At 59.3% G+C, this 22,088-nt stretch carries 19 protein-coding genes; 13 read left to right on the top strand and 6 right to left on the bottom strand.

Annotation, left to right across the window (positions count from 1 at the left end):
• Nucleotides 1-99: 99 nt before the first annotated feature.
• Nucleotides 100-1,275 (top strand): HNH endonuclease signature motif containing protein, encoded by a 1,176-nt coding sequence (locus ACKFRX_RS04925; RefSeq protein WP_408928207.1) that lies wholly within the window; start codon nt 100-102, stop codon nt 1,273-1,275.
• On the opposite strand, the gene eno is transcribed toward ACKFRX_RS04925, so the two are convergent.
• The 3 genes from eno to ACKFRX_RS04910 form a co-directional block, all read right to left on the bottom strand.
• Nucleotides 1,265-2,542 (bottom strand): phosphopyruvate hydratase, encoded by a 1,278-nt coding sequence (gene eno, locus ACKFRX_RS04920; RefSeq protein WP_005329008.1) that lies wholly within the window; start codon nt 2,540-2,542, stop codon nt 1,265-1,267. The two genes, ACKFRX_RS04925 and eno, sit on opposite strands and share 11 nt — an antisense overlap.
• Before the next feature lie 89 nt (nt 2,543-2,631).
• Entirely contained in the window at nt 2,632-3,393 is a 762-nt protein-coding gene (locus ACKFRX_RS04915) for a lytic transglycosylase domain-containing protein (RefSeq protein ID WP_005323641.1), read from the bottom strand.
• Between the two features lie 11 nt (nt 3,394-3,404).
• The gene (locus ACKFRX_RS04910; protein WP_250409528.1) at nt 3,405-3,992 is read right to left on the bottom strand and encodes a MazG nucleotide pyrophosphohydrolase domain-containing protein; all 588 of its coding nucleotides are present in this window, start codon (nt 3,990-3,992) and stop codon (nt 3,405-3,407) included.
• Between the two features lie 57 nt (nt 3,993-4,049).
• Between ACKFRX_RS04910 and ACKFRX_RS04905 the strand changes: the two genes are divergently transcribed.
• On the top strand, nt 4,050-5,525 hold the full coding sequence (locus ACKFRX_RS04905) for an amino acid permease (RefSeq protein WP_408928206.1): 1,476 nt from the start codon (nt 4,050-4,052) through the stop codon (nt 5,523-5,525).
• Here the strand turns inward: ACKFRX_RS04905 and mfd are convergent, their stop codons facing one another.
• From mfd to ACKFRX_RS04890, 3 genes are all read right to left on the bottom strand, one after another.
• Nucleotides 5,526-9,164, bottom strand: a complete 3,639-nt coding sequence (mfd, locus tag ACKFRX_RS04900) for a transcription-repair coupling factor (RefSeq protein ID WP_408928205.1) — start codon at nt 9,162-9,164, stop codon at nt 5,526-5,528. It abuts the gene before it with no gap.
• A complete protein-coding gene (locus ACKFRX_RS04895) occupies nt 9,165-9,770 on the bottom strand; it encodes a TetR/AcrR family transcriptional regulator (protein ID WP_040425065.1) in 606 nt (201 codons plus the stop codon).
• A gap of 159 nt (nt 9,771-9,929) precedes the next feature.
• Nucleotides 9,930-10,646, bottom strand: coding sequence for a trimeric intracellular cation channel family protein (locus ACKFRX_RS04890; RefSeq protein ID WP_408928204.1), 717 nt, complete (start codon nt 10,644-10,646; stop codon nt 9,930-9,932).
• A gap of 122 nt (nt 10,647-10,768) precedes the next feature.
• On the opposite strand from ACKFRX_RS04890, the gene ACKFRX_RS04885 reads away from it, so the two are divergent.
• The 11 genes from ACKFRX_RS04885 (at nt 10,769) to ACKFRX_RS04835 (ending at nt 21,959) form a co-directional block, all read left to right on the top strand.
• Nucleotides 10,769-11,965 carry an MFS transporter gene (locus ACKFRX_RS04885; RefSeq protein ID WP_408928203.1) on the top strand — a complete coding sequence of 399 codons (1,197 nt, stop codon included), beginning with the start codon at nt 10,769-10,771 and terminating at the stop codon, nt 11,963-11,965.
• A gap of 67 nt (nt 11,966-12,032) precedes the next feature.
• Nucleotides 12,033-13,478 carry a bifunctional UDP-N-acetylglucosamine diphosphorylase/glucosamine-1-phosphate N-acetyltransferase GlmU gene (gene glmU / locus ACKFRX_RS04880; RefSeq protein WP_179386273.1) on the top strand — a complete coding sequence of 482 codons (1,446 nt, stop codon included), beginning with the start codon at nt 12,033-12,035 and terminating at the stop codon, nt 13,476-13,478.
• 15 nt (nt 13,479-13,493) lie between these two features.
• The gene (locus ACKFRX_RS04875; protein ID WP_005323655.1) at nt 13,494-14,468 is read left to right on the top strand and encodes a ribose-phosphate diphosphokinase; all 975 of its coding nucleotides are present in this window, start codon (nt 13,494-13,496) and stop codon (nt 14,466-14,468) included.
• Nucleotides 14,469-14,710: 242 nt separating this feature from the next.
• A complete protein-coding gene (locus ACKFRX_RS04870; RefSeq protein ID WP_005329025.1) occupies nt 14,711-15,364 on the top strand; it encodes a 50S ribosomal protein L25/general stress protein Ctc in 654 nt (217 codons plus the stop codon).
• Nucleotides 15,365-15,455: 91 nt separating this feature from the next.
• The gene (gene pth, locus ACKFRX_RS04865; RefSeq protein ID WP_408928202.1) at nt 15,456-15,986 is read left to right on the top strand and encodes an aminoacyl-tRNA hydrolase; all 531 of its coding nucleotides are present in this window, start codon (nt 15,456-15,458) and stop codon (nt 15,984-15,986) included.
• Nucleotides 15,987-15,991: 5 nt separating this feature from the next.
• The gene (locus tag ACKFRX_RS04860) at nt 15,992-16,852 is read left to right on the top strand and encodes a fumarylacetoacetate hydrolase family protein (protein WP_408928201.1); all 861 of its coding nucleotides are present in this window, start codon (nt 15,992-15,994) and stop codon (nt 16,850-16,852) included.
• Between the two features lie 76 nt (nt 16,853-16,928).
• Nucleotides 16,929-17,816 (top strand): polyphosphate kinase 2, encoded by an 888-nt coding sequence (gene ppk2 / locus ACKFRX_RS04855; RefSeq protein ID WP_005329034.1) that lies wholly within the window; start codon nt 16,929-16,931, stop codon nt 17,814-17,816.
• Between the two features lie 29 nt (nt 17,817-17,845).
• Nucleotides 17,846-19,006 carry a sensor histidine kinase gene (locus ACKFRX_RS04850; protein WP_408928200.1) on the top strand — a complete coding sequence of 387 codons (1,161 nt, stop codon included), beginning with the start codon at nt 17,846-17,848 and terminating at the stop codon, nt 19,004-19,006.
• Nucleotides 19,007-19,016: 10 nt separating this feature from the next.
• A complete protein-coding gene (locus ACKFRX_RS04845; RefSeq protein WP_250409534.1) occupies nt 19,017-19,676 on the top strand; it encodes a response regulator in 660 nt (219 codons plus the stop codon).
• Between the two features lie 86 nt (nt 19,677-19,762).
• Nucleotides 19,763-20,476, top strand: coding sequence for an ATP-binding cassette domain-containing protein (locus tag ACKFRX_RS04840; protein WP_408928199.1), 714 nt, complete (start codon nt 19,763-19,765; stop codon nt 20,474-20,476).
• Nucleotides 20,469-21,959: a hypothetical protein gene (locus ACKFRX_RS04835; protein ID WP_408928198.1), complete on the top strand. Its 1,491-nt coding sequence runs from the start codon at nt 20,469-20,471 to the stop codon at nt 21,957-21,959. Before ACKFRX_RS04840 ends, ACKFRX_RS04835 begins: the two co-directional genes overlap by 8 nt.
• Nucleotides 21,960-22,088: the final 129 nt, after the last annotated feature.

Genomic DNA, 22,088 nt, shown 5'->3' with positions numbered 1-22,088 from the left:
TTTTTTCGTTTTACCCCTTGCGCACGCCGGAAAGGCGGCTTATACTAGGGGCAGAAATTCGATTGGGTGTGCGATTTATTCCAGAGGGGGGAACTTTCCGTGACAGCCAGCGACGCACCACCAAAGAACGCCTATTTTTCTACCAATAACCTCGACGATACGGTTTGCGTTTTGGGCATGCTCCAACGCATTCAATCCTGGCAGCTATACCAATCCGTGCTTCCGCGATTAGAAGACGATGTCGAATGCACTACCGCTGCTTTAGCTAAGCGGGTGGGCTTGAGCTACTGGCGCGTTTTATCCGCACTGCGCTCTCACCTGCGCATGCGAGAATTGCCGTTAACCACTGCGGTACAGACCGAACATTGGATTCTTGACCTCCCGCGGCTGCACGTCATTGATGCCGAGCTTGCCCCGCTTGGCGACGACGCCGAGGGCATCCAACTAATCGATGCCGCCCTTGCAGACTTCCTCACCCCAAAGGAACCTGCCCAGCATGTACCCACGGAATCTGAAATCCGTAGATTCTTGCGCGACTACATCGACGGAATTCTCAAGCCAGAAAATGAGAAGGAAATCGAGCGATCCGTTTCCATTTCTTATTCCAAAGGCCAAGCCACCATCACCCTGAAAACGGATAAAGCAACCGCCAGTGCTATTTCACGACACATCGATAAAGCAGCGCGAAAGAAGAACATCACCAAGCCAGAGGCTTTGGAAGCGCTGATTTTTAATCGCACCCAGACAAAAGTAGTTATAAACACCTATGCAGCGGGTGACGATGCTTCTCGGGTATACATACCTTCGGCGGGATGGTGCGTTCTTACGGAGCATTTAAGCAATTACTCGATGACTCGCGAGTTGTGCCCAGAAGAAACTTCCTCCTACGTTCCCACCGAACAAATCAGGACATGGGTCCACGGTCGCGATGCCACGTGCCGTTGGCCAGGGTGTTCCATGCCTGCACATTACTGCCAGCTTGATCATCGAGTGGAGTATGCCGACGGCGGACCGACGAGCGTCGATAATCTTGTCACTCTCTGTCAACACCACCACAACGTGAAGACCGATGGTAGGGCACGCTACATCATGGATCCCATCACTGGAGACGTTGCGTGGCTCTTTTCGGACGGCACCTTCGAAATTGACCGTGCCCAAGGGCCTTTAGCGCCGCGAACCGTGAATTGGAAGCAAACCTGGCAGCAATACCTAGACATGCGAAAGCGCCCCCGCGGCAATGCGAGGGCGCTACGAAAGGAGGCGATTAAGCCTTAAAGCGCGGGAAAGCGGAGCGGCCGGCGTAAACTGCGCCGTCGCCAAGCTCCTGCTCGATACGCAGCAGCTGGTTGTACTTAGCTACACGCTCGGAACGTGCCGGTGCGCCGGTCTTGATCTGGCCGCAGTTCAGAGCAACAGCCAGGTCCGCAATGGTGGTGTCCTCGGTCTCGCCGGAGCGGTGGGACATCATGGTGCGGTAGCCGTTGCGGTGAGCCAGCTCGACTGCGTCGAAGGTCTCGGTCAGGGTACCGATCTGGTTGACCTTAACCAGCAGGGCGTTGGCAGCCTTCTTCTCAATGCCCTCCTGCAGACGAGCAGGGTTGGTGACGAAGAAGTCATCGCCGACGATCTGTACCTTCTCGCCAATTGCGGCGGTCAGGGCGGTGTAGCCCTCCCAGTCATCCTCCTGCAGCGGATCCTCGATGGAGACGATCGGGTACTGGTCGATGAGGTCCTCGTAGACCTTGGACATTTCTTCAGCGGTGTGCTCGCCACCCTCGAAGTGGTACTTGCCGTCCTTGAAGAACTCGGAGGAAGCAACGTCGAGTGCCAGGGCTACATCCTTGCCGGGCTCGAAGCCGGCCTTCTTGATGGCGTCAACGATGACGTCGAGGGCAGCCTTGGTGGAGTCAACGGACGGAGCGAAGCCGCCCTCGTCGCCCAGACCAGTGGACAGCCCCTTGTCCTTCAGCACTGCCTTCAGTGCGTGGTAAACCTCGGCGCCCATGCGAAGAGCCTCGGCGAAGGACTCCGCACCAATCGGAGCGATCATGAATTCCTGGACGTCCACGCCGGAGTCAGCGTGTGCGCCGCCGTTGAGAATGTTCATCATTGGCACCGGCAGTACGTGTGCATTCGGGCCACCGATGTAGCGGTACAGAGGCAGTGCAGCGGACTCTGCAGCGGCCTTGGCTGCGGCAATGGAAACGCCCAAGATAGCGTTAGCGCCGAGCTCGGACTTGTTATCGGTACCGTCCAGCTTAATCAGTGCCTGGTCAATGAGGCGCTGGTCGTCGGCTTCGAAGCCAGCAATTTCGTCGGCAATCTTCTCGTTGATGTTCTCAACAGCCTTCAGAACACCCTTACCCTGGTAGCGCTCGCCACCGTCGCGCAGCTCGTGAGCCTCGTGCACACCGGTAGAAGCACCGGAAGGAACGCCGGCAACACCGCGGGCGCCGTCATCAAGGAAGACCTCGGCCTCGACGGTTGGGTTACCACGGGAATCAAGAATTTCGCGGGCGAAAGTGTGGATGATGTCAGCCATGCTGTTTTTCACTCCTCATAAAAAGTTCGCTCTGGACCAGCCGGCCCAGCTACGTTGTCAATTGTTGCAGAAAACTTTACTGTGTGACACTACTTTGCACTTTGCGGAACCGAGTAGGCATTGGCGGCGTGTGCAACTTTATGCAAATACTCGCTGGACTGATTGTAATTTAGGATTGCTTCCTCCCACTGTTCTGGGTTAGAGAGATCTCTATCACCAAAACATAAAAGTCCGGCGGCGCCAACTGCGGCGTCGTCAATTTGATTGGGATCTGCCTTGCCATCGCCGTTGGCATCAGCGCCCACCGATTCCCACGTGGTCGGGATAAACTGCATCGGGCCGACGGCGCGGTCATATTCGGAATCCCCATCGATTTTGCCGTTATCGGTATCTGGGGTGTGCGCCGTATTGTTCAGGCCATCGAGGGCGATGCCGTTGATGGGTGGTTGGGGGTAGCCGGCGTCGTCAAGCTTGGAGGGCTTAAACCAATTGCCGTTGTAGGTGCCGTGGCGTGTCTCCACGTAACCCAGGCCGGCAAGGGTATTCCACCGCAGATGGCAATTCGGCCATTTTTGCTGAGCGATGAGTTCGGCGTTGCCATAAGCGCGCAGGGCTGCCGGTGGGATACCCGTCTGCTCAGCTAGGTCAGAGGCCCAGTAGGTGAGCTTATCGGCGGTGCGGCCGGGGGCATTGACGTCAATATGCGCGACCTCTTTGCCCTCAACGGGCGGAATGTTCTCCGGTACGGGCTCCTGTGAAGTGCCGTGCCCCGTCAACAGCCATGCCACCAGCGCGATTATCACGGCTACGGCCACCCCGCAGCCCCCGAATATCTGCAGCAGCCTCTTCATGAGAAGCCATCCTACATTCCCTTGCCTTCGCGCCACAGCCTCTCTTGCGTGTCAACGTCGACAATCTCCGTGGTGCCATCAAATAGGTATGGGGCGCGGGCGCGCATTTTGGTGAGGAAGCTCTGGGCGACGTCGTCAAGCGAAAAGGTGGAGATTTCCGCATGGAAAAGTACTTGGAGGAAGATATCCCCCAATTCCTTAAGCATCTCGCTTTCCGGTTCGCGGCTGCGCACGGCCGCGGCGAATTCGGCGGACTCCTCCTCGAGGTACGGCAAGAGGGAAGTATGGGTTTGCTCGCGCTCCCACTCCCCGATGCGCCGCGCCGTGGCCATGGTCTGGCGCGCCTGCATGATGGGATCTGCAAGGGATTCGGCGCGAATGACGGGCTCGCCGCTAGCGAGGCGGGCGCGAGTGTCCGGATCGTGTTCGTCGGTGCTTACCAAGGTGCCGGTGGCGTCCTCGCCTACCAGCAGATCGGAAAAATTCCACCGTACGGACACGGGTACCTCACCCGTGAAGTGGACGGGGCCACGCAGCTTCCCATGCGCCTGCATGGGGATCATGGTGGGCCAGCGTTCATCGAGCAACAGCACAGTCATGTGCACAAAGTCTAGCCCGAGTTCCCATTATGGGGCTATTCAAGGTATTTTAGGCCAATGACCTCCAGCCAGAATAGATCCCACTCCGTGACGTTGTGGACCCTCGTCGCGCTGATTATCGGTTCCACCGTGGGCGCGGGTATTTTCTCGCTGCCCCAAAACATTGCCTCCGTTGCCGGCCCAGGCGCGATGCTCATTGGCTGGCTGGTAGCGGGCATCGGCATGCTGTCTGTGGCGTTTGTTTTTCAAATTCTGGCCCGCCGCAAGCCGCACCTTGATTCTGGCGTTTATTCCTACGTGCGTGCTGGCCTTGGCGATTTTATTGGTTTTACCTCCGGCTGGGGCTACTGGCTGGGCTCCGTTATGGCGCAGGTGGGTTATGCCACCCTCTTTTTCAATACCTTGGGCCATTACCTGCCGCTTTTCGACGCCGACCATTACTGGACCTCCGCCATCGCCGTCTCCCTCCTATCCTGGGGCATTTTTGCGGTACTTGCCCGCGGCATTAAGCAGGCCGCGTTCATGAACCTCATCACCACAATTGCCAAGATTGTGCCCATCCTGGCCTTTGTGGTGCTCATTGCGTTCCTCGGGTTCAGCTGGGATAAATTCACCTTGGATTTCTGGGGACGCGCGTCTGAGGCCAGCGTTTTCGAGCAGGTCCAGGGAATCATGCTCTTTACCGTGTGGGTCTTCATCGGCGTGGAGGGAGCATCCGTTTATTCCAAGCAGGCTTCTAAGCGCACCGACGTCGGCCGCGCGACCGTCATCGGTTTTTTCGCCGTGCTGGCACTGCTGGTTTCCGTGTCTACCTTGAGCTTTGGCGTGATGACCAAAGAAGAACTAGCCGCATTGCCAGATAATTCCATGGCCTCCGTGCTCACCGAGGTCATCGGACCTTGGGGCGGCGCGCTGGTGTCTATTGGGCTGTGCTTGTCAGTTTTGGGTGCCTATGTTTCCTGGCAGATGCTGTGCGCCGAGCCCATCGTAATGATGGCCATCGACGGCCTCATTCCCCGCCGCATCGGAACCATTAACGTGGCGGGTGCGCCGTGGGTAGCGCAGCTGATTTCCACGATGGCCATCCAGCTGTTCATCATCGTCTTTTACCTCAACGAGGCGTCTTATAACGCCATGGTGCAGCTGGCGACCATCATGTACTTGCTGCCCTATATCTTCTCTTCCCTGTACCTCTTGCTCTTGGCGCTGCGCGGCAAGGGACTGTCTCACCCGCAGGCGGGTATCAAGTTCGATCTTTCCGGACCAGAAGTCAGCCGCAAGGAAAACCGCAAGCACTTGGTCATTTCTTTGCTCGCGTTTATCTATTCCCTGTGGCTGATTTATGCGGCCGACCTCGTCTACGTCCTGCTCGGCGCATTGGCCGTGGTACCGGGACTTATTCCGTATGTCGGCACCCGTTTGTGGAAGAAGGAACGCATCTTCAACACCTTCGAGTGGTGCGTGGTGGCCATTGTCCTGGCCGGTGCCGCCACCGCCATTTGGGGCCTGAGCACCGGCTGGCTCACCCTCTAGCTACTCCCCTACGCTGACCACGTTCGAGGTGGGCTGGGCACCGCTGACGTTGATGGGGTCGACGTCGAAAAGCGCGCTCAGGAAGTCCGCCGCCCACTGAATGAGCTCGGTATCGCGCAGCTTCGGGGAGGTGACATTTCGCCCGGCCTTGGGGAACGGCACGTTGATTGCCTTCGCCGCCGCACGGAAGCTGGAGCCCGGATATAGGCGCTTGAGACGCACCTGCTTGGAATCCGGCAGCTCCACGGGGTGGAACTTGACGCGGGTGCCCTGAACGGTGATATCGGAGATGCCGGCGCGGCGCGCCTGGTGGCGCAGGCGGGCAACGGAAAGCAGGCGCAGAACCTCCTGCGGCAGCGGGCCAAAGCGGTCTTCCATTTCCTCGATAACGGCCTTGAGATCATCGTCATTCTGCGAGGCCGCAAGCTTGCGATAGACCTCCAGGCGCAGGCGCTCGGAATCGATATAGCCTTCCGGAATATGCGCGTCCACGGGGAGATCGATGCGGATTTCCTTCGGGCCTTCATCGGTAACGGTGGGGGCCTCGCCGCGAGCGAGCGATTTGAAGGTCTCGACCGCCTCGCCAACGAGGCGCACGTAGAGATCGAAGCCCACACCGGCAATGTGGCCGGACTGTTGGGCGCCAAGGACGTTGCCGGCACCGCGCATCTCCAAGTCCTTCATGGCTACGGCCATGCCGGCACCAAGGTCATTGTTTTGAGCGATGGTGGCCAGGCGGTCATAGGAAGTTTCCGTGAGCGTGGCCCCCTTGGGGTACAGGAAGTAGGCATAGCCGCGCTCGCGGGAGCGGCCCACGCGCCCGCGCAGCTGGTGCAGCTGGGACAGGCCCATATGGTGGGCGTTTTCCACAATGAGGGTATTCGCATTAGCGATATCCAGGCCGGTTTCCACAATGGTGGTACATACCAAAACGTCGTACTCGCGGTCCCAGAAACCCTGGACGGTCTGCTCGAGCACCTCCTCGTTCATCTGGCCATGCGCGACGACGACGCGGGCCTCTGGTACCAGGTCACGCAGCTCGCGGGCCTTCTTTTCGATATCAGAGACTTTGTTGTGGATGAAAAAGGTCTGACCATCGCGCAGCAGCTCGCGGCGGATGGCCGCGGCTACCTGCTTGTCCTCGTAAGCGCCGACGTAGGTCAGCACCGGGTGGCGGTCTTCCGGCGGGGTCAGGATGGTGGACATCTCGCGGATGCCAGCCATAGACATTTCCAAGGTGCGCGGGATAGGTGTCGCGGACATGGTGAGCACATCCACGCTGGCCTTGAGCGCCTTAATGTGTTCCTTGTGCTCCACGCCGAAGCGCTGCTCTTCGTCCACGACGATGAGGCCGAGGTTCTTCCAGTGCACACCAGTCTGGAGGAGGCGGTGGGTGCCGACGACGATATCGACGCTGCCATCGGCCAGGCCCTTGAAGATGTCTTTTGCTTCCTTCTTCGAGGTAAAGCGCGAAAGCACCTCAATCTTGACGGGGAAGCCGGTCATGCGCTCGCTGAAGGTATCAAAGTGCTGTTGCGCCAGCAGCGTGGTGGGCACGAGGACGGCTACCTGCATGCCGTCTTGCACGGCCTTGAAGGCGGCACGGATGGCCACCTCGGTCTTGCCGTAGCCCACATCGCCGACGACGACGCGGTCCATCGGCACCGTGGACTCCATATCGTGCTTGACGGCGTCGATAGCCAGCATCTGGTCTTCGGTTTCGACGAAGGGGAAATTATCCTCCATCTCCGCCTGCCACGGATTATCCGGGGAGAACTGGTGCCCCGGCGCGGCCTGGCGCTTGGCGTAGAGCTCGACCAGCTCGCCGGCGATTTCGCGTACGGCGGCGCGCGCCTTCTTCTTGGTGTTCTTCCAGTCGGAACCGCCCATCTTGGACAGGTGGGGCGATTCGCCACCGGTGTACTTGCTGAGCAGATCCAGCGAGTCCATGGGAACCCAGAGCTGATCGGCGGGCTGACCACGCTTGGAGGGCGCGTACTCGAGCACGATGTATTCGCGGCGGCTGGTTTCATCGCCGGACTGGATGGTGCGCTCGGCCATCTTGAGGAACTTGCCGATACCGTGGGTCTCGTGCACCACAAAATCGCCCTGCTTGAGGGCAAGCGGGTCAACCTTATTGCGGCGTTTGGCGGGCCGGCGCTTCGCTTCGGCGATATCGCCTACGCGGTTACCGGTCAGATCCGTCTCGGTTACAACGACCAGTGGGAGGGCCTCGGCATCCTTGGGCTTTTTCACCTTGGGAAATACCAGGCCGGCGTGGCTTAGTGCTTGGTAGAGGGTGACTTCACCGGCGGTGGGCTCCCAGCCAGGGGTGGCCACCTTGGTGCGGATGCCTTTTTCTGCAAAGCGATCCACCATACGCTTGATGGCACCTTGCGCCGGCGCGATGAAGGCTGCCCGGCCGCCGGCATTGGTGTGCGCGAGGAGTTGGGCCATCATGGCATCGATTTCTTCGATATTGCCGCGCGGGGTGGGCCCTGGCTCGAATTCGAGCGGGAGGGTCTCCTCTTCCGGGGCGGCGAGCATTCCCGGTGGGGAGAAAGTCCACAAAGGCAGGCTGGACTCGCTGATGGAGACCTCGAGCGACTCATAGGAGCGATAGCTGGATGCCTCGGTATCGAGCCCTTCGGTAGCCAGCGGGCCATCGGCACCCATGGCCGCGGCCTCCCAACCGGCAGCGAGGAATTCCGCATCGGTCTTTTCTAGATCTGCCACGCGGCGGCGAATCTTTTCCGGGCCGACCATCACCACGTGGGTGGTGGGGCGCAGGAATTCGGGGAGGGTGATCATGGGGGCGTCGGAAAGCGCGGGCAGGAGCGCCTCCATGCCTTCGGCCGGGATGTGCTCGCTTACCTTGGTCAGCAGCTCCACCAAGGCGGGATTGCCGGGGTGCTTAACGGCGAGATCGGCCGCACGCTTGGCAATGGCGTCCGTAATAGGCAGCTCGCGGGCCGGGAAAATGTCTACGCGGCCCACCTCGATTTCCGGAATGGTGCGCTGGTCAGCCACGGAGAATTGGCGGATATCGGTAATCTCATCGCCCCAAAACTCCACGCGGACCGGATAATCCAGCGTGGTGGGGAAAATATCGATGATGCCGCCGCGCGTAGCATACTCGCCGCGCTTAGCCACCATGTCTACGTGCTTATAGGCGCGGAACCCGAGCTCGCGGACTACCTCATCAAAGTCATATTCATGATCTTCTTCGAGGTGGACGGGAGCGCGGCCCTCCACCTCCTGCAGGATGGGCTGAGACAGGCCGCGGGCAGCGGTGACGATGACCTGCAGGCTATCGAGATTGTGCAGAACTTCCGCCCTGCGGCCGATGATGTCTACGCCGGGGCTCAGGCGCTCGTGCGGCAGAGTCTCCCATGCGGGGAACATGGCCACCTTCTCCCCCAGCATCGCCGTAAGCTCCGCCGTGAGATCCTCGGCCTCGCGGCTCGTAGCGGTTACCACGAGCACTGGGGCATGATGAGCCAAGGTGCCCAAGGCCCACGGCCGGGACTGATCCAAGCCTGTGATGTGGAGGTCTTCGCCCACATGAGAAATCATGCCCTTGAGCTTGGGCTCTGAGGCCGCTACCTTGAGCAGGCCGGCCAGCATTGGGGTCGCCATTTATTTGCCTCCTAGCTTGGGCTTTACTTCCATACCGGACAAACCATTCCAGCATAGATTGACAATATGCGTGGCGACGACTTCCTTGTCCGGGTTGCGCTCATCCAGCCACCATTGCGCGGTGGTCGATACCATCCCCACCAGCGCTTGACCATAAATATCCGCCAAATCCGGGTCGATGCCACGGTGCTCGAATGCTTCTCGCAGGATATAGGAAACCTGGCCCACCGCGGAATTCAACAGCGTGGAGAAGCTGCGTTCATCGCCGGGCTTGGCATCGCGCACCAGGATGAGAAAGCCATCAGTTTCTTCCTCGACATAGGTCAAAATGGCCATGACGGCCTGCTCGATGCGCTCGCGCCAGCTTCCGGTCTCCAAGGAATCAGTAATGACCTTTTCCAGTGCTAGCATCTCGCGGTCCACGACTACCGCGTAGAGGCCTTCCTTGCCCCCGAAGTGCTCATAGACCACGGGTTTGGATACCCCGGCGCGTGCCGCGATCTCTTCGACGCTGGTTCCTTCAAAGCCTAGTTCCGCGAATGCGGCGCGTCCGATGGAAATGAGTTGTTCGCGGCGTTCCCGGCCGGTCATCCTTTGTCGAGCCATGCCCTCTACCCTATCCTTTGCCCCACAATTTGTGATTTACCCGGGGGCGTCAGGTACGCTATGCCTACAGCTTTTGCTGTGTTTCCCCATGGTGTAATCGGCAACACTACGGTTTTTGGTACCGTCATTCTAGGTTCGAGTCCTGGTGGGGAAGCTTTTTTAGTCTTTCTTCCTACCGCGGCGAAAGCCTTTGAGCTCGGCTTTCTTCGCAATCGCCGCCACTTGGGCCGCGGTGTAGTTAACGGGGGCTACACCGGCGCGGGGCAGGACCCAGCCGCGCCAATAGGACAAAATCGCCATGCCACTGCCGACGATCGGCGAGACCACCATGCCGAGTGCAAACTGTCCGTAATCGGCAAAAGTAACCATGACGATGCCGGTGAGGATAGAGGGCACGGCATACAGGGGGCTGCCACCAAAGATGGACGGGATTTCCCCAGACGCAATATCGCGGACCATTCCCCCGCCCACTGCGGTAAGCACGCCCAGAAAGACACAGGGAATAAGTGGCATGCCGTGGGTGAGCGCTTTAACGCAGCCGGTAGTGGACCACACGCCGAGAATAATGGCATCGCCGTGTTCGCGGAATAGCTCCCACGCCTTGCCCTTGAGATCGATAAGAAACGCTATGAGAGCACCTCCGCACGCAAGGCCGAGGTACCACGGGTCTGAGATCGCTGCCGCTGCTCCATCCCCGATGAGCATGTCACGGATCATGCCACCGGCCAGCCCTGAAAAGAGGGCGAGGAATACGAAGCCCACAATGTCGAATTCGCGGCGGCGGGCAAGGGTGCCGCCAATGATGCCGTTCAAAACTACGCCGAGAAGATCGAAGGCTTGGTAGAGCGAATTGATGAGGGGATCGACATCGTGCATGATTCTTAGGCCTCCTGCCGCGCGGGTAGAATTTCGGCGTGACTGCGGCCGTCTTTTACTCTCCGGCGTGTCAGCATGGCTCTTATTTAACCAACTCGTTTCTCTGAAAGATCGCATTTCTCATGTCTAAATCCAACGCCCGGTATTTCATCTGGTCCAATGGCCTGCAAAATTTGGGCGATCAGATTGTTGCTGCCAAGACGGTGCTTCCCGCGCTTTTTAGTGCGGCCGGAGTGCCTGCGTTCTTTACCGGTCTGCTCACCCCTATCCGCGAGTCCGGTTCGATGCTCCCGCAGGCGGCGCTGACCCCGTGGGTGACTACCTATAGGGCCCGCAAGCGCCTGTGGATTATCGGTTCGCTGGGACAAGCGGTATCCGCCGCGGTCATCGCGCTCGCGGCATTTTTTACCCGCGGGGCGGTATTGGGCGTGGTGGTGCTGGTGGCCTTGGCGGCGCTGTCCCTCTTCCGCGCGCTGTGCTCGATTGCGGGCAAGGACGTGCAAGCGCGCACGATTTCTAAGGGCGCACGCGGCCGAGTGACCGGTAGCGCGGCAGCCCTCGGTGGCGGTGCCACTTTGCTGACCGGCATTATCCTTTACTTTCTCGGCGAGCTCAGCATTCCCATGATGGGCACGGTCCTCGCCGTTGGTGCGGCCACGTGGGCCATTGCCGCGTGGGTCTTTTCGCACGTGGATCAGCCGGTGCCAGAGGAAGCCGAAGGGGGCATCGATAAGCGCTGGTGGCAAGATACCTGGCAGCTTTTTACCAGCGACGGCCAATTTCGTAACTTCGTCATCGTCCGCGCGCTGCTGCTCGTTTCGGCGCTATCGACCTCTTTCATTGTGCTGCTCAGCAGCAACCTTTCTGGGCTCTACGGATTCGTGCTAGCTTCCGGCCTAGCCTCCCTGGTGGGCGGGCGCATCTCCGGCGTGTATTCGGATAAGTCCTCTAAGAACACCATGGCCGTGGGCGCGGCCGTGGCTTCCGTCGTGCTGGTGCTTTTGGTCGCCAGCTCGCACTGGGCACCGGATGCGGTCAATGCCTGGGTCATGCCGATTGGCTTCTTCGCCGTGAACCTGGCGCACACGGCTATTCGCGTGGCGCGTAAGACCTACGTGGTGGATATGGCCGGCGGCGACAAGCGCACCCAGTATGTGGGTGCGGCCAATACGATGATGGGCGTTATCTTGCTTATCGTCGGTGGCATTTCCTCCGTGGTGGCACTGGCCGGACCTGAGGCGGCGCTGCTCTTCCTTGCCCTCATTGGTTTCCTCGGTGTGTGGCGCGCCCGCGGCCTGAAAGAGGTTTCTCACACATAAATCGCACTTGGGCTATAGGATGTAGTCCGGATAAGAATCAGACTCGACCCCAGGAGTTCAATAACCCGTGGTAGCAACAACCTCGTGTGCTGTCGTCGTCCTTGCGGCTGGCGCCGGCACCCGCATGAAGTCCACTAAGCAGAAGACCTTGCATGAGATTGGCGGTCGCACTTTGCTCGGCCACGCTCTGCATGCTGCGGCCGGGATCAACCCGGAGCGCATCGTGACGGTGGTGGGCCACCAGCGCGATCAGGTCTCCCCCGCCGTGGATGCCATCGCCCAGGAGCTGGACTGCGAGGTACTGCAGGCGGTCCAGGAGGAGCAGCTGGGCACCGGTCATGCCGTGGCCTGCGGCTTGGAGCCGATTCCGGACTTCGAGGGAACCGTCATTGTCACCAACGGCGATGTCCCTCTGCTGACCCCAGAGACCATCGAGGGCCTGCGCGCCACCCACACCGAGCAGGGCAATGCGGTCACTGTGCTCTCGATGCGCCTCGATGACCCGACCGGTTACGGCCGCATCATTCGCGCTGAGGACGGCAGCGTGTCTGCCATCGTTGAGCAAAAGGATGCCACCGAAGAGCAGCGCCAGGTCGATGAGGTCAACTCCGGCGTCTTTGCCTTTGATGGGCGCGTGCTTGCCGACGCCCTCCAGAAGCTCGACTCCAATAACGCCCAAGGCGAGCTGTATATCACCGATGTACTCGAGATTGCCCGCACCGCAGGACACGGCGTCGGCGCGCACGTAGCAGCGGATCCGGCCGAACTCGCGGGCGTCAATGACCGCGTGCAGCTCGCCGCTGCCGGCCGTGAGCTCAACCGCCGCATGGTAGAAAAGGCGATGCGCGGCGGCGCCACCATCGTGGATCCGGAGACCACCTGGATTGGTGTCAACGTCACCGTGGGCTCCGATGTCATTATTCACCCGGGCACCCAGCTGTGGGGCGCTACCAGCATCGCCGATAACGCCGAGATTGGCCCCGACACCACCTTGACCAATATGCAGGTGGGCGAGGGCGCTTCCGTCGTGCGCACCCATGGCAGCGATTCCGTCATTGGTACCAACGCCAAGGTCGGCCCGTTTACCTATATCCGCCCGAAGACCGTGGTGGGCGAGGACGGAAAGCTCGGCGGCTTCGTAGAGGCAAAGAACGCCCAGATAGGCCGCGGCTCCAAGGTTCCGCACCTGACCTATATCGGTGACGCCACCGTGGGCGAGCAGTCCAATATCGGTGCCTCCTCGGTCTTCGTGAACTACGACGGCGTGAACAAGCACCACACCACCATCGGCAGCCACGTGCGCACCGGTTCTGACACAATGTTTATCGCTCCGGTCAATGTCGGTGATGGCGCATACTCCGGTGCGGGTACAGTAATTAAAGACGATGTTCCTGCGGGAGCACTCGTAGTCTCCGGTGGCAAACAGCGCAACATCGAGGGCTGGGTTCAAAAGAAGCGTCCGGGTACTCCCGCGGCTGAGGCCGCAGCCCGTGCGCAGGACAACGAAAAGTAAGGGGCACATTCTCCCATGACTGGCAAGGTAACTGGTAGCAGCAAGAACATGAAGCTCTTCTCTGGGCGTGCACACCCAGAGTTGGCAGAGGCTGTGGCTAAGGAGCTCAAGACCGATCTGGTTCCTACCACCGCCCGCGACTTCGCTAACGGCGAAATCTTCATCCGCTTTGAGGAGTCCGTGCGTGGCGCCGACTGCTTCGTAATGCAGTCTCATACCCAGCCACTCAATAAGTGGCTGGTAGAGCAGCTCATCATGATCGATGCTTTGAAGCGCGGCTCCGCTAAGCGCATCACCGCCATCCTTCCCTTCTACCCATATGCACGCCAGGATAAGAAGCACCTGGGCCGCGAGCCTATTTCCGCCCGCCTGGTGGCAGACCTCTTGCAGGCTGCCGGCGCAGACCGCATCGTGTCCGTGGACCTGCACACCGATCAGATCCAGGGCTTCTTCGATGGCCCGGTCGATCACATGCACGCTCAGCCCATCCTGACCGATTACATCAAGTCCAAGTACGCCACCGATAACATCACCGTGGTCTCCCCGGATGCTGGCCGCGTGAAGGTGGCAGAAAAGTGGGCCCACGACTTGGGCGACGCCCCGCTGGCCTTCGTGCACAAGACCCGCTCCAACACCGAGGCCAATAAGACGGTGTCCAACCGCGTGGTCGGCGATGTAGAGGGCAAGGACTGCGTGCTTCTCGACGACATGATTGACACCGGTGGCACCATCGCCGGCGCCGTGCGCGTTCTGAAGGACGCCGGTGCGAAGAAGGTCATCATCGCCTGCACCCACGGCGTCTTCTCCGACCCAGCTCGCGAGCGTCTCTCCGAGTGCGGCGCGGAGGAAGTTATCACCACCGATACCCTGCCGCAGTCCACCGAAGGCTGGTCCAACCTCACGGTGCTGTCCATTGCACCGCTTTTGGCACAGACCATCCACGAGATCTTTGAGAATGGTTCCGTGACCACCCTTTTCGACCGCGCCTAAGCGCAGGGCCGCCGAGATTTCCCTCGGCGGCTTTTGATTTGCCCCTGACGCACGTGCTAATCTAACTCAGTCTCGGCGAGGGCGACCTCAGGATGAGGAAGCCGTTATCGACGCGATTGAAGTTAGAGCATGTTGCTTTTTATATACGCCTGCGATGACTCGTCCAAGACGTCCATCGGCAGGCTTTCGTCGTTTTTATCGCGTTGGCCGCGCCGCACTACTTTAACTAAGGAGAATGAAGCATGGCACAGCGCCCAGTAATTAAGGCTGAAGCACGTACCGAATTTGGCAAGGGTGTCGCACGCCGCCTGCGCCGCGAGTGGAAGGTTCCAGGCGTCATCTACGGTTCCCACCAGGAGCCGGTCCACTTCGCAGTTCCGCTGCTGGACATCCAGTCCCTCGTCCGCAACAACGGCGTCAACGCCGTTCTGGAGCTGGAGATCGACGGCGAGCAGTACCTGACCATGGTTAAGCACGTTGACCAGAACGTCCTGACCTTCGACATCGACCACGTTGACCTGCTGGCCATTAAGCGCGGCGAGAAGGTTGAGGTTGAGGTTCCGGTTACCCTGACCGGCGAGCCAGCTGCAGGCACCATGCACATCCAGGATGCTGACGTACTGCTGGTTGAGGCAGACGTACTGAACATTCCGGAGGAGATCGAGGTTTCCATCGAGGGCCTCGAGGACGGCGCAGTTATCACCGCGGGCGACGTCACCATGCCGGAAGACACCACCCTGGTGGCAGAGGAAGACACCGTTATCGTCTCCATCTCCCTGCCTGAGGTTGATGAAGAGCTCGAGGAAGCAGCCGAGGCTGCTGAGGAAGGCGGCGCTGACGCTGGCGCCGAGTCCGCAGAGGATTCCGAGGAGTCCGCTGACTCTGACGAGGAGTAATCCCCTCCCCTTCACACGCATAGGCCGCCGTGAGATTCGCTTCTCGCGGCGGCCTTGCCGTTTTCTCTCTGCCTATGAGACAATTGAGCGCGTGACTCCACTTCTCGTAGTAGGCCTTGGCAACCCCGGCCCCAAGTACGCAGGCACTCGACACAATATCGGCTCCGATGTGGCAGATGAACTCGCAGGAGAGCTCATGAGCGGTTTTTCTGTACACAAAAAGACCAACACCGAAGTCGCCGAGGGCATAGCTGGCGGCCGCAAGATTATCTGCGCAAAGCCACGGTCCTTTATGAACCTTTCCGGCGGGCCGATCAAAGCTTTGGCCCAATACTTTCATCTCTCCGCCGCCGACATCATCGTTGTTCACGATGAGCTAGAGCTCGATTTCGGCACCATTAAGCTCCGCCAAGGCGGCGGCGACCATGGCCACAATGGGTTGCGTTCAACCACAAAGTCCCTGGGCACCAAAGACTATCAGCGCCTTTCGGTAGGAATCGGGCGCCCACCGGGGCGCATGGACCCTGCTTCGTTTGTGCTCAAGCCTTGGGCAAAGCAAGAAAAGGCAGAAATCCCCATCCTTTGCGCCGACGCGGTCGAGGAAATCTTGCGCGTAGGATAGTCGCCATGAAATTGGCTACCCTACGCACTGGCTTTGGAACTTCCGCTATCCGCATCGACGGCGATAACGTGGGAGTTGAGTTGGATTATGAGGACGTGGGCCAGCTGCTGCGCAGCGAAGATTGGCGCAAGGCCGCCCAGCTTTCCGGCGAGCCCGTGGTCTTTGACCACGCTGATTTGGAAGCCGTCGTGCCAGCTCCCGGCAAGGTCATCTGCGTGGGGCTCAATTACGCCAAGCACATCCGCGAGATGGGACGCGAATTCCCCGAACATCCCACCTTGTTCATCAAGTTCGCCGACGCCCTCACCGGCCCCTATGATGATGTCTTCATTCCCGAATATGGCACACAGAAGCTGGATTATGAGGGAGAATTGGCGGTCATCATCGGCGAGCGTGCCCACCGTGTCAGCCGCGACGAGGCACTAGATTATGTGGCTGGCTACGCCATCATGAATGACTACACGCTGCGTGACTTCCAACGCCAGACTAGCCAGTTCCATGCCGGTAAATCCTTTTATCGCACCGCCGGCTTCGGCCCTTGGCTTACCACCGCGGATGAGTGGTCACCGGGGTCCGGAGCTGTGCTCACCACTACCGTAGACGGTGAAGAGAGGCAGCACGATAATACCGATGACCTCATCTTTTCCGTAGCTGAGCTCATTGAGTTCTGCTCGCAGCTCTATCCACTCAATCCGGGCGACGTCATCGTTACCGGCACGCCAGAAGGCGTGGGTTTTGCCCGCACCCCGCAGCAATTTATCGAGGATGGCCAAAACGTCACCATCGCCATCGAAGGCTTGGGGCATATTTCTAATACCACCCGCTATGGAGAGCCCGGCTGCGGCCCCGGCTGTACTTGTTCCTAAGCTGTGCCCAGGTTCTCACTCCAAAGTGGGCGGTAGCGTTTTCATCCCAGCCGCTTGCGCCGGTTAAGCTGTATTAATGAGCACAAAAAGCAGTAAAGCCCCTAAGAAACTCAACAAGAAGGCCTACGAGAAGGAGCTCGAGCGCCTCCAAGCAGAGCTCGTGGACATGCAGCAGTGGGTCGTTGAAACCGGCGCCCGCGTAGTCATCATCATGGAAGGCCGCGACGCCGCCGGCAAGGGCTCCGCGATTAAGCGCATCACCCAGTACCTCAATCCGCGAACCTGCCGCATCGAGGCGCTGCCCGCACCGAACTCTCGCGAACAGGGCCAGTGGTACTTCCAGCGCTACGTGGAAAAGCTGCCCACCAAGGGCGAAATCGTCATCTTTGACCGCTCCTGGTACAACCGCGCCGGTGTCGAGCGCGTCATGGGCTTTTGCACCGATCAGGAATACGTCCGCTTCCTGCACCAAGCACCCACCTTTGAGCAGATGCTGGTAGAAGACGGCATCATGCTGCGCAAGTACTGGTTCTCTGTCTCCGATGAGGAGCAGATCAAGCGCTTTGAATCCCGCCGCAACGATCCGCTGCGCCGTTGGAAGCTCTCCCCTATGGATCTGCAGTCCATTACCCGCTGGGAGGACTACTCCCGTGCCAAGGATGCGATGTTCATCCACACCGATACCCCAACCGCACCGTGGTACACCGTGGAATCAGAAGACAAGAAGCGCTCGCGCATTAACGTCATTTCGCACCTTTTGAGCACCATTCCATACGAGAAGCTCGAGCGCGAGATGCCGGAGATTCCGCCGCGCCCAGATTCCGATGGCGAAACCTATGAACGCCCTGCCCGCGAAGAGTTCCGGTACGTGCCGGACGTCGCTGCCAAGCTAGAGCGCAAGTCCGAGCAGAAGACAGCGAAGAAGACCTCCAAGAAGGGCAAGAAGAAGGATAAGAAGAAGTAGCAGCAAGGGCTGTATTACTATCTTCTTTTATGAGCACTGACACCGCCGCGCGAGCGCGCTTAGGGGATAAAGTCCTCACCGCGGTGGCGGTGCTCATTGCGCTATTTTATGTCATTTCTGCCGCGAAGAATCCCAGCATAATTGAGATTACTCAGGCAGTTCTATCGTTGCTATTCCTGCCATTCATGTGGATCTGGCGGAGCCGTCCCGTGATCAGCGCCACGGGCTTTATTGTGCTGCTCGCGGCATGGGCCGTGGCTTGGATCAGCCAGCTGCCCACCAATCTAGGGCTTACCCCTTGGGCCCTGACTGCCCCCATGGCGGTGTATGCCACCTCCCGCTATGTCACGCGCCGTACCATTCCCCGCACGGTGCTGGCGCTGACGATTCTTGGCTCCTTCATTTCGCCCTTCATGTGGCGCATAGATCCGGAGTCATTCCTGCTGCACTACCAGCTAGACCGCCGCTTCCTGGCCATGCTGGTGGTTCACTGGGCAGTTTTGGGCAGCACCTACTTCATCGCCGCACGCTACTTCGACCTGGCACGCCAGCGCGAGCGGCTAGCCCAGGAGCGTTTCCACCAAGCCCAAGAAGAAGAGCGCCTGCTCATTGCTAGGGAATTGCACGATGTACTCGCGCATTCTCTTACTTTGATCAAGGTTCAGGCGAATGCCGGGATCATCGCCGGGCGTGTAGATAGTGAGGCTGCCCAGGAAGCTCTGGCCACTATCCGTGATGGCGCGGATTCTGCATTGGAAGAGGTTCGCGGCATCGTCACGGCACTGCGGAGCACCGGTCCTTCCGCTCTCAAGCCGACAGAGCAGCTTGAGCACATCGAGGGCATTATCGATGGGTTCCGCGCGGCGGGCTTAGAAATTGCAGCGGACTTACCGGAGACCTATGAGACGCCTGCACTGACGCAATTGGCCTTGGTACGCATCATTTCTGAAGCCTTGACCAATGCACTGCGTCACCAAGGCCCCGGCACGCAGGTAGAGGTAGAGCTCGCGCTTGCCGACGCCGCCCGGATCACCCTAACCTCTACCAATCCCTCCCCGACTCCCAGCGAAGTTACTGGCAGCGGAGTTGGCCTCATCGGCGTCGAAGAGCGCGCCCACGCGCTGGGTGGAAGACTAGAGTGCTCGGGTGATGCAACAAAGTTCATCCTGCATGCCGAACTACCCTTGTAGAAGGAAAGCCGTGTCTAAGATTCGAGTCCTACTCGCCGATGACCAAGCGATGCTAGTTGCCGCATTGTCTACCATCCTTAACGCTCAAGATGATATTGAGGTCGTGGCCACCGCAAATACCGGCTCAGAGGCCGTAACCGCAGCGTTGAGCCACCGCACTGACGTAGCCATCTTGGATATCCGAATGCCCGGTATGGACGGCATCGCTGCGGCCCAAGCGATCCTTTCCCGCGTCCCCGAATGCCGAATCATCATGCTCACCACGTTTAATGAAGAAGAATTGGTGGCTCAATCTATCGCCGCTGGCGCGCATGGGTTCCTTCTCAAAGATGCAGATCCGGAGGTGCTAGTGGGAGCAGTCCGGGACGTCGCCAAGGGCGAATCGGTGCTGGCCTCTCAGGTCACCGGACCAGTTTTGGAGGCCTATCGCACCGCCCTTACCCGCGGCCAGTTGAGCGCGCAGGAGCGCCAAGGGCTTAGCCTGGTAACCCGGCGCGAGATGGAAGTTCTTTCGCTCATCGCACGCGGTGCTACAAATTCCGAGATCGCCGCCGAGATGGTCATTGCGGAAACGACGGTAAAGACGCACGTCTCTTCGCTCATGTCTAAGCTTGCGGCGCGCGACCGCGTGGCGCTGGTCCTGGTGGCCCAGCGCGCTGGAATTGCCTAGTCTCCTACGACGGTAGGAGACATTCACTGCGAAGTCCATATTGTGGACGGAAGATATTCGCGCCCCGGCACGCGAGACTTTGCAGTATGAATTATGAAATCTCCTTTGAGCGCGTCTCGAAGTCTTTTAGCGCCCACACAGTTTTGCGGGACGTAGATTTTCGCATCACTCCTGGTCGCGTCCATGCTCTTTTGGGGCGTAACGGTGCCGGTAAATCTACGCTCTTTTCCCTCTTTCTAGGCCTGCTTACCGCCGATTCCGGGACTATTCGCGTGGCTGGTGCGCCCTGGTCACGCGAGGTTCTCGACCACGTGGGGGCTTCCGTCAATGGTCCAGCTTTTTATGGGCACCTTTCTGCAGCAGCCAACCTTCGCGTCCATACGCGATTGCTTGGTCTACCAGAATCCGAGATAGAGCGAGTGCTTGCCATCGTCGGTCTCAATGGAGCTGGGTCGAAGAAGGCTAAGTCATTTTCTACTGGCATGAAGGCACGCCTCGCCCTAGCCCAAGCACTGCTTGGCGATCCCGAAATCCTCGTTCTCGATGAACCACAAAATGGCCTTGATCCGCAGGGCATCGTAGAGCTTCGTGAGCTCCTGCAGAAGCTGGCTGGCGCCGGTCATACCGTCATCGTCAGCTCCCATCAGCTCGGTGAGGTTGTCCACTTAGCCCAAGACATCACCATCCTTGCCGAGGGCACCATTCGCTATTCTGGTTCTCTTAAGAATTTGGCTCCCAGTGGCCAGCTAGAAGCCGAGTTTTTCCGCTTGACCTCCCCGGATGGTGAAGCTCATGTTTAAGCGTTACCTTTCTGCCGAGGTCCTTCGCAGCCGCGGGAGCGCACTGCAATGGCTCCCTCTACTGGCCGTACCATTAGTGGTATTGACAGCGTTGTTTTCCGCGCTGGCTTCTCCCGCACAGGACGCCACCGGCGTTTTGGGATGGCAGTCCATGTTCATCACGGGCATGTATGCACCTCTCATCGCGCTCTTTGCCGCCATTCCCGAGCGCCGAGAAGTCCGTACTCGCGGCGGCGGTACGCTGTGGCGCCGGATCAATGCCCACTATGAACAGGCCTCGCGCTATCTTGCCGTCCTTTCTAGCTTGGCGATCTTTCATGTCCTCAATTTCGGTCTTTCTTGGGCAATAGTGGCTCTTCAGGGCCGTGCCAACCATCAACTATTAGTGGTGGCTGGGCTCTATTCCTTCCTAGGGGCTATCGGGATCGCCGGACTCGCTGTAGGGTGTTCGCGCCGCTGCGGCCTCGTCGCCGCGTTGGCTGGAGGCATTGTCTGGCAAGAAATTGGAACTCTACCGAGCACTGTCGAGGGCAATGCGTGGTGGGCATTCCCGCCTGCATGGCCGATGAGATTAATGCTTCCTGCCCTGCGGATCCATCAAAACTCTGTTCCTCTCGATCCAGGTGATCCGCTACTGCAAGAAGGTCCACTGCCTGCCGCACTGCTGTGCCTGGTTCTAGCGGCTGTAGGTACGTGCGCGGCAATCTTTACTCCTCGCCGCATACGCCCTCTTAGGTTGCGTCTGCGCCAGGGCGGTACCGCTGAAGATACGGCCGCAATCACCACTGGTGGGGTGTGGACCCCAACTGCTACACCGAGAGCTGCCGCTCGCTCCAAGCTACCTGGCGCGCTGATCGGGCTGCACCGTGCGGCGTCGAGCCCCTTGCTCATTGGGTGTCTAGTACTGAGCATCGTGGCTTTAGCCGTCATTGCCCTCACCTACCCTGCCGATTATGTCCACGGCTTCTTCGTCTTTGCGCTACTGCCTGTGGGCGCGGGAGTCCTCCCTTGCATAGTGTGGCCACTGCTAGCGGCGGCGTGGCCGCTAAGCTACAGCGAATCACGTCATAGCCCTAACGCCCTTCTCATCTGGATCTTTGGGGCAGTAGTATTCGTGTGCACAGCTGCATCGCTCGCTTCAATCAGCGCCGGTTCTTCTGCTCCTGCTGTATTGGGACGACTGCCGCTGGCCGTAGGTGTGGGTTTCAGTATTGCGGTGATTTCCCTGTGCATCGTGGTGCGCTTCGGGATTATAAGTGCACTCGCCCTCACCATCATGGGCTCTATTGTTTCCGTAACTCTCGGCGGTGATGTCCTCGCCAAGACTTACCTGTGGCTAATTGCCTTTTCGGCGTGGCCGATAAATGCCGACACTCCTGCACGCTACGTTGTCGCGGCATTCTTAACATTGCTCATCGCCGCTGTTGGTTCATGGACCGCGAAACAGCTGCTGCGGACAAAGGCACTGCAACCAATGGACTAACCGCATCAAGCGGCCATGTTTCGAGTCCATTGGCGTGCTTCCAGGCCGATAGCGTGGCTGCTTTTCGGGGTGGGGTGGTTGGAGCCGGGAGAAAACGGCAAAAGCCCGCGGAAACCGCGGGCCAGAGCT

It is taken from the genome of Corynebacterium tuberculostearicum (genome assembly GCF_046097465.1).
In the GTDB taxonomy this organism is placed as follows: domain Bacteria; phylum Actinomycetota; class Actinomycetes; order Mycobacteriales; family Mycobacteriaceae; genus Corynebacterium; species Corynebacterium tuberculostearicum_I.
This window is presented reverse-complemented; position numbering and strand designations above follow the sequence as displayed.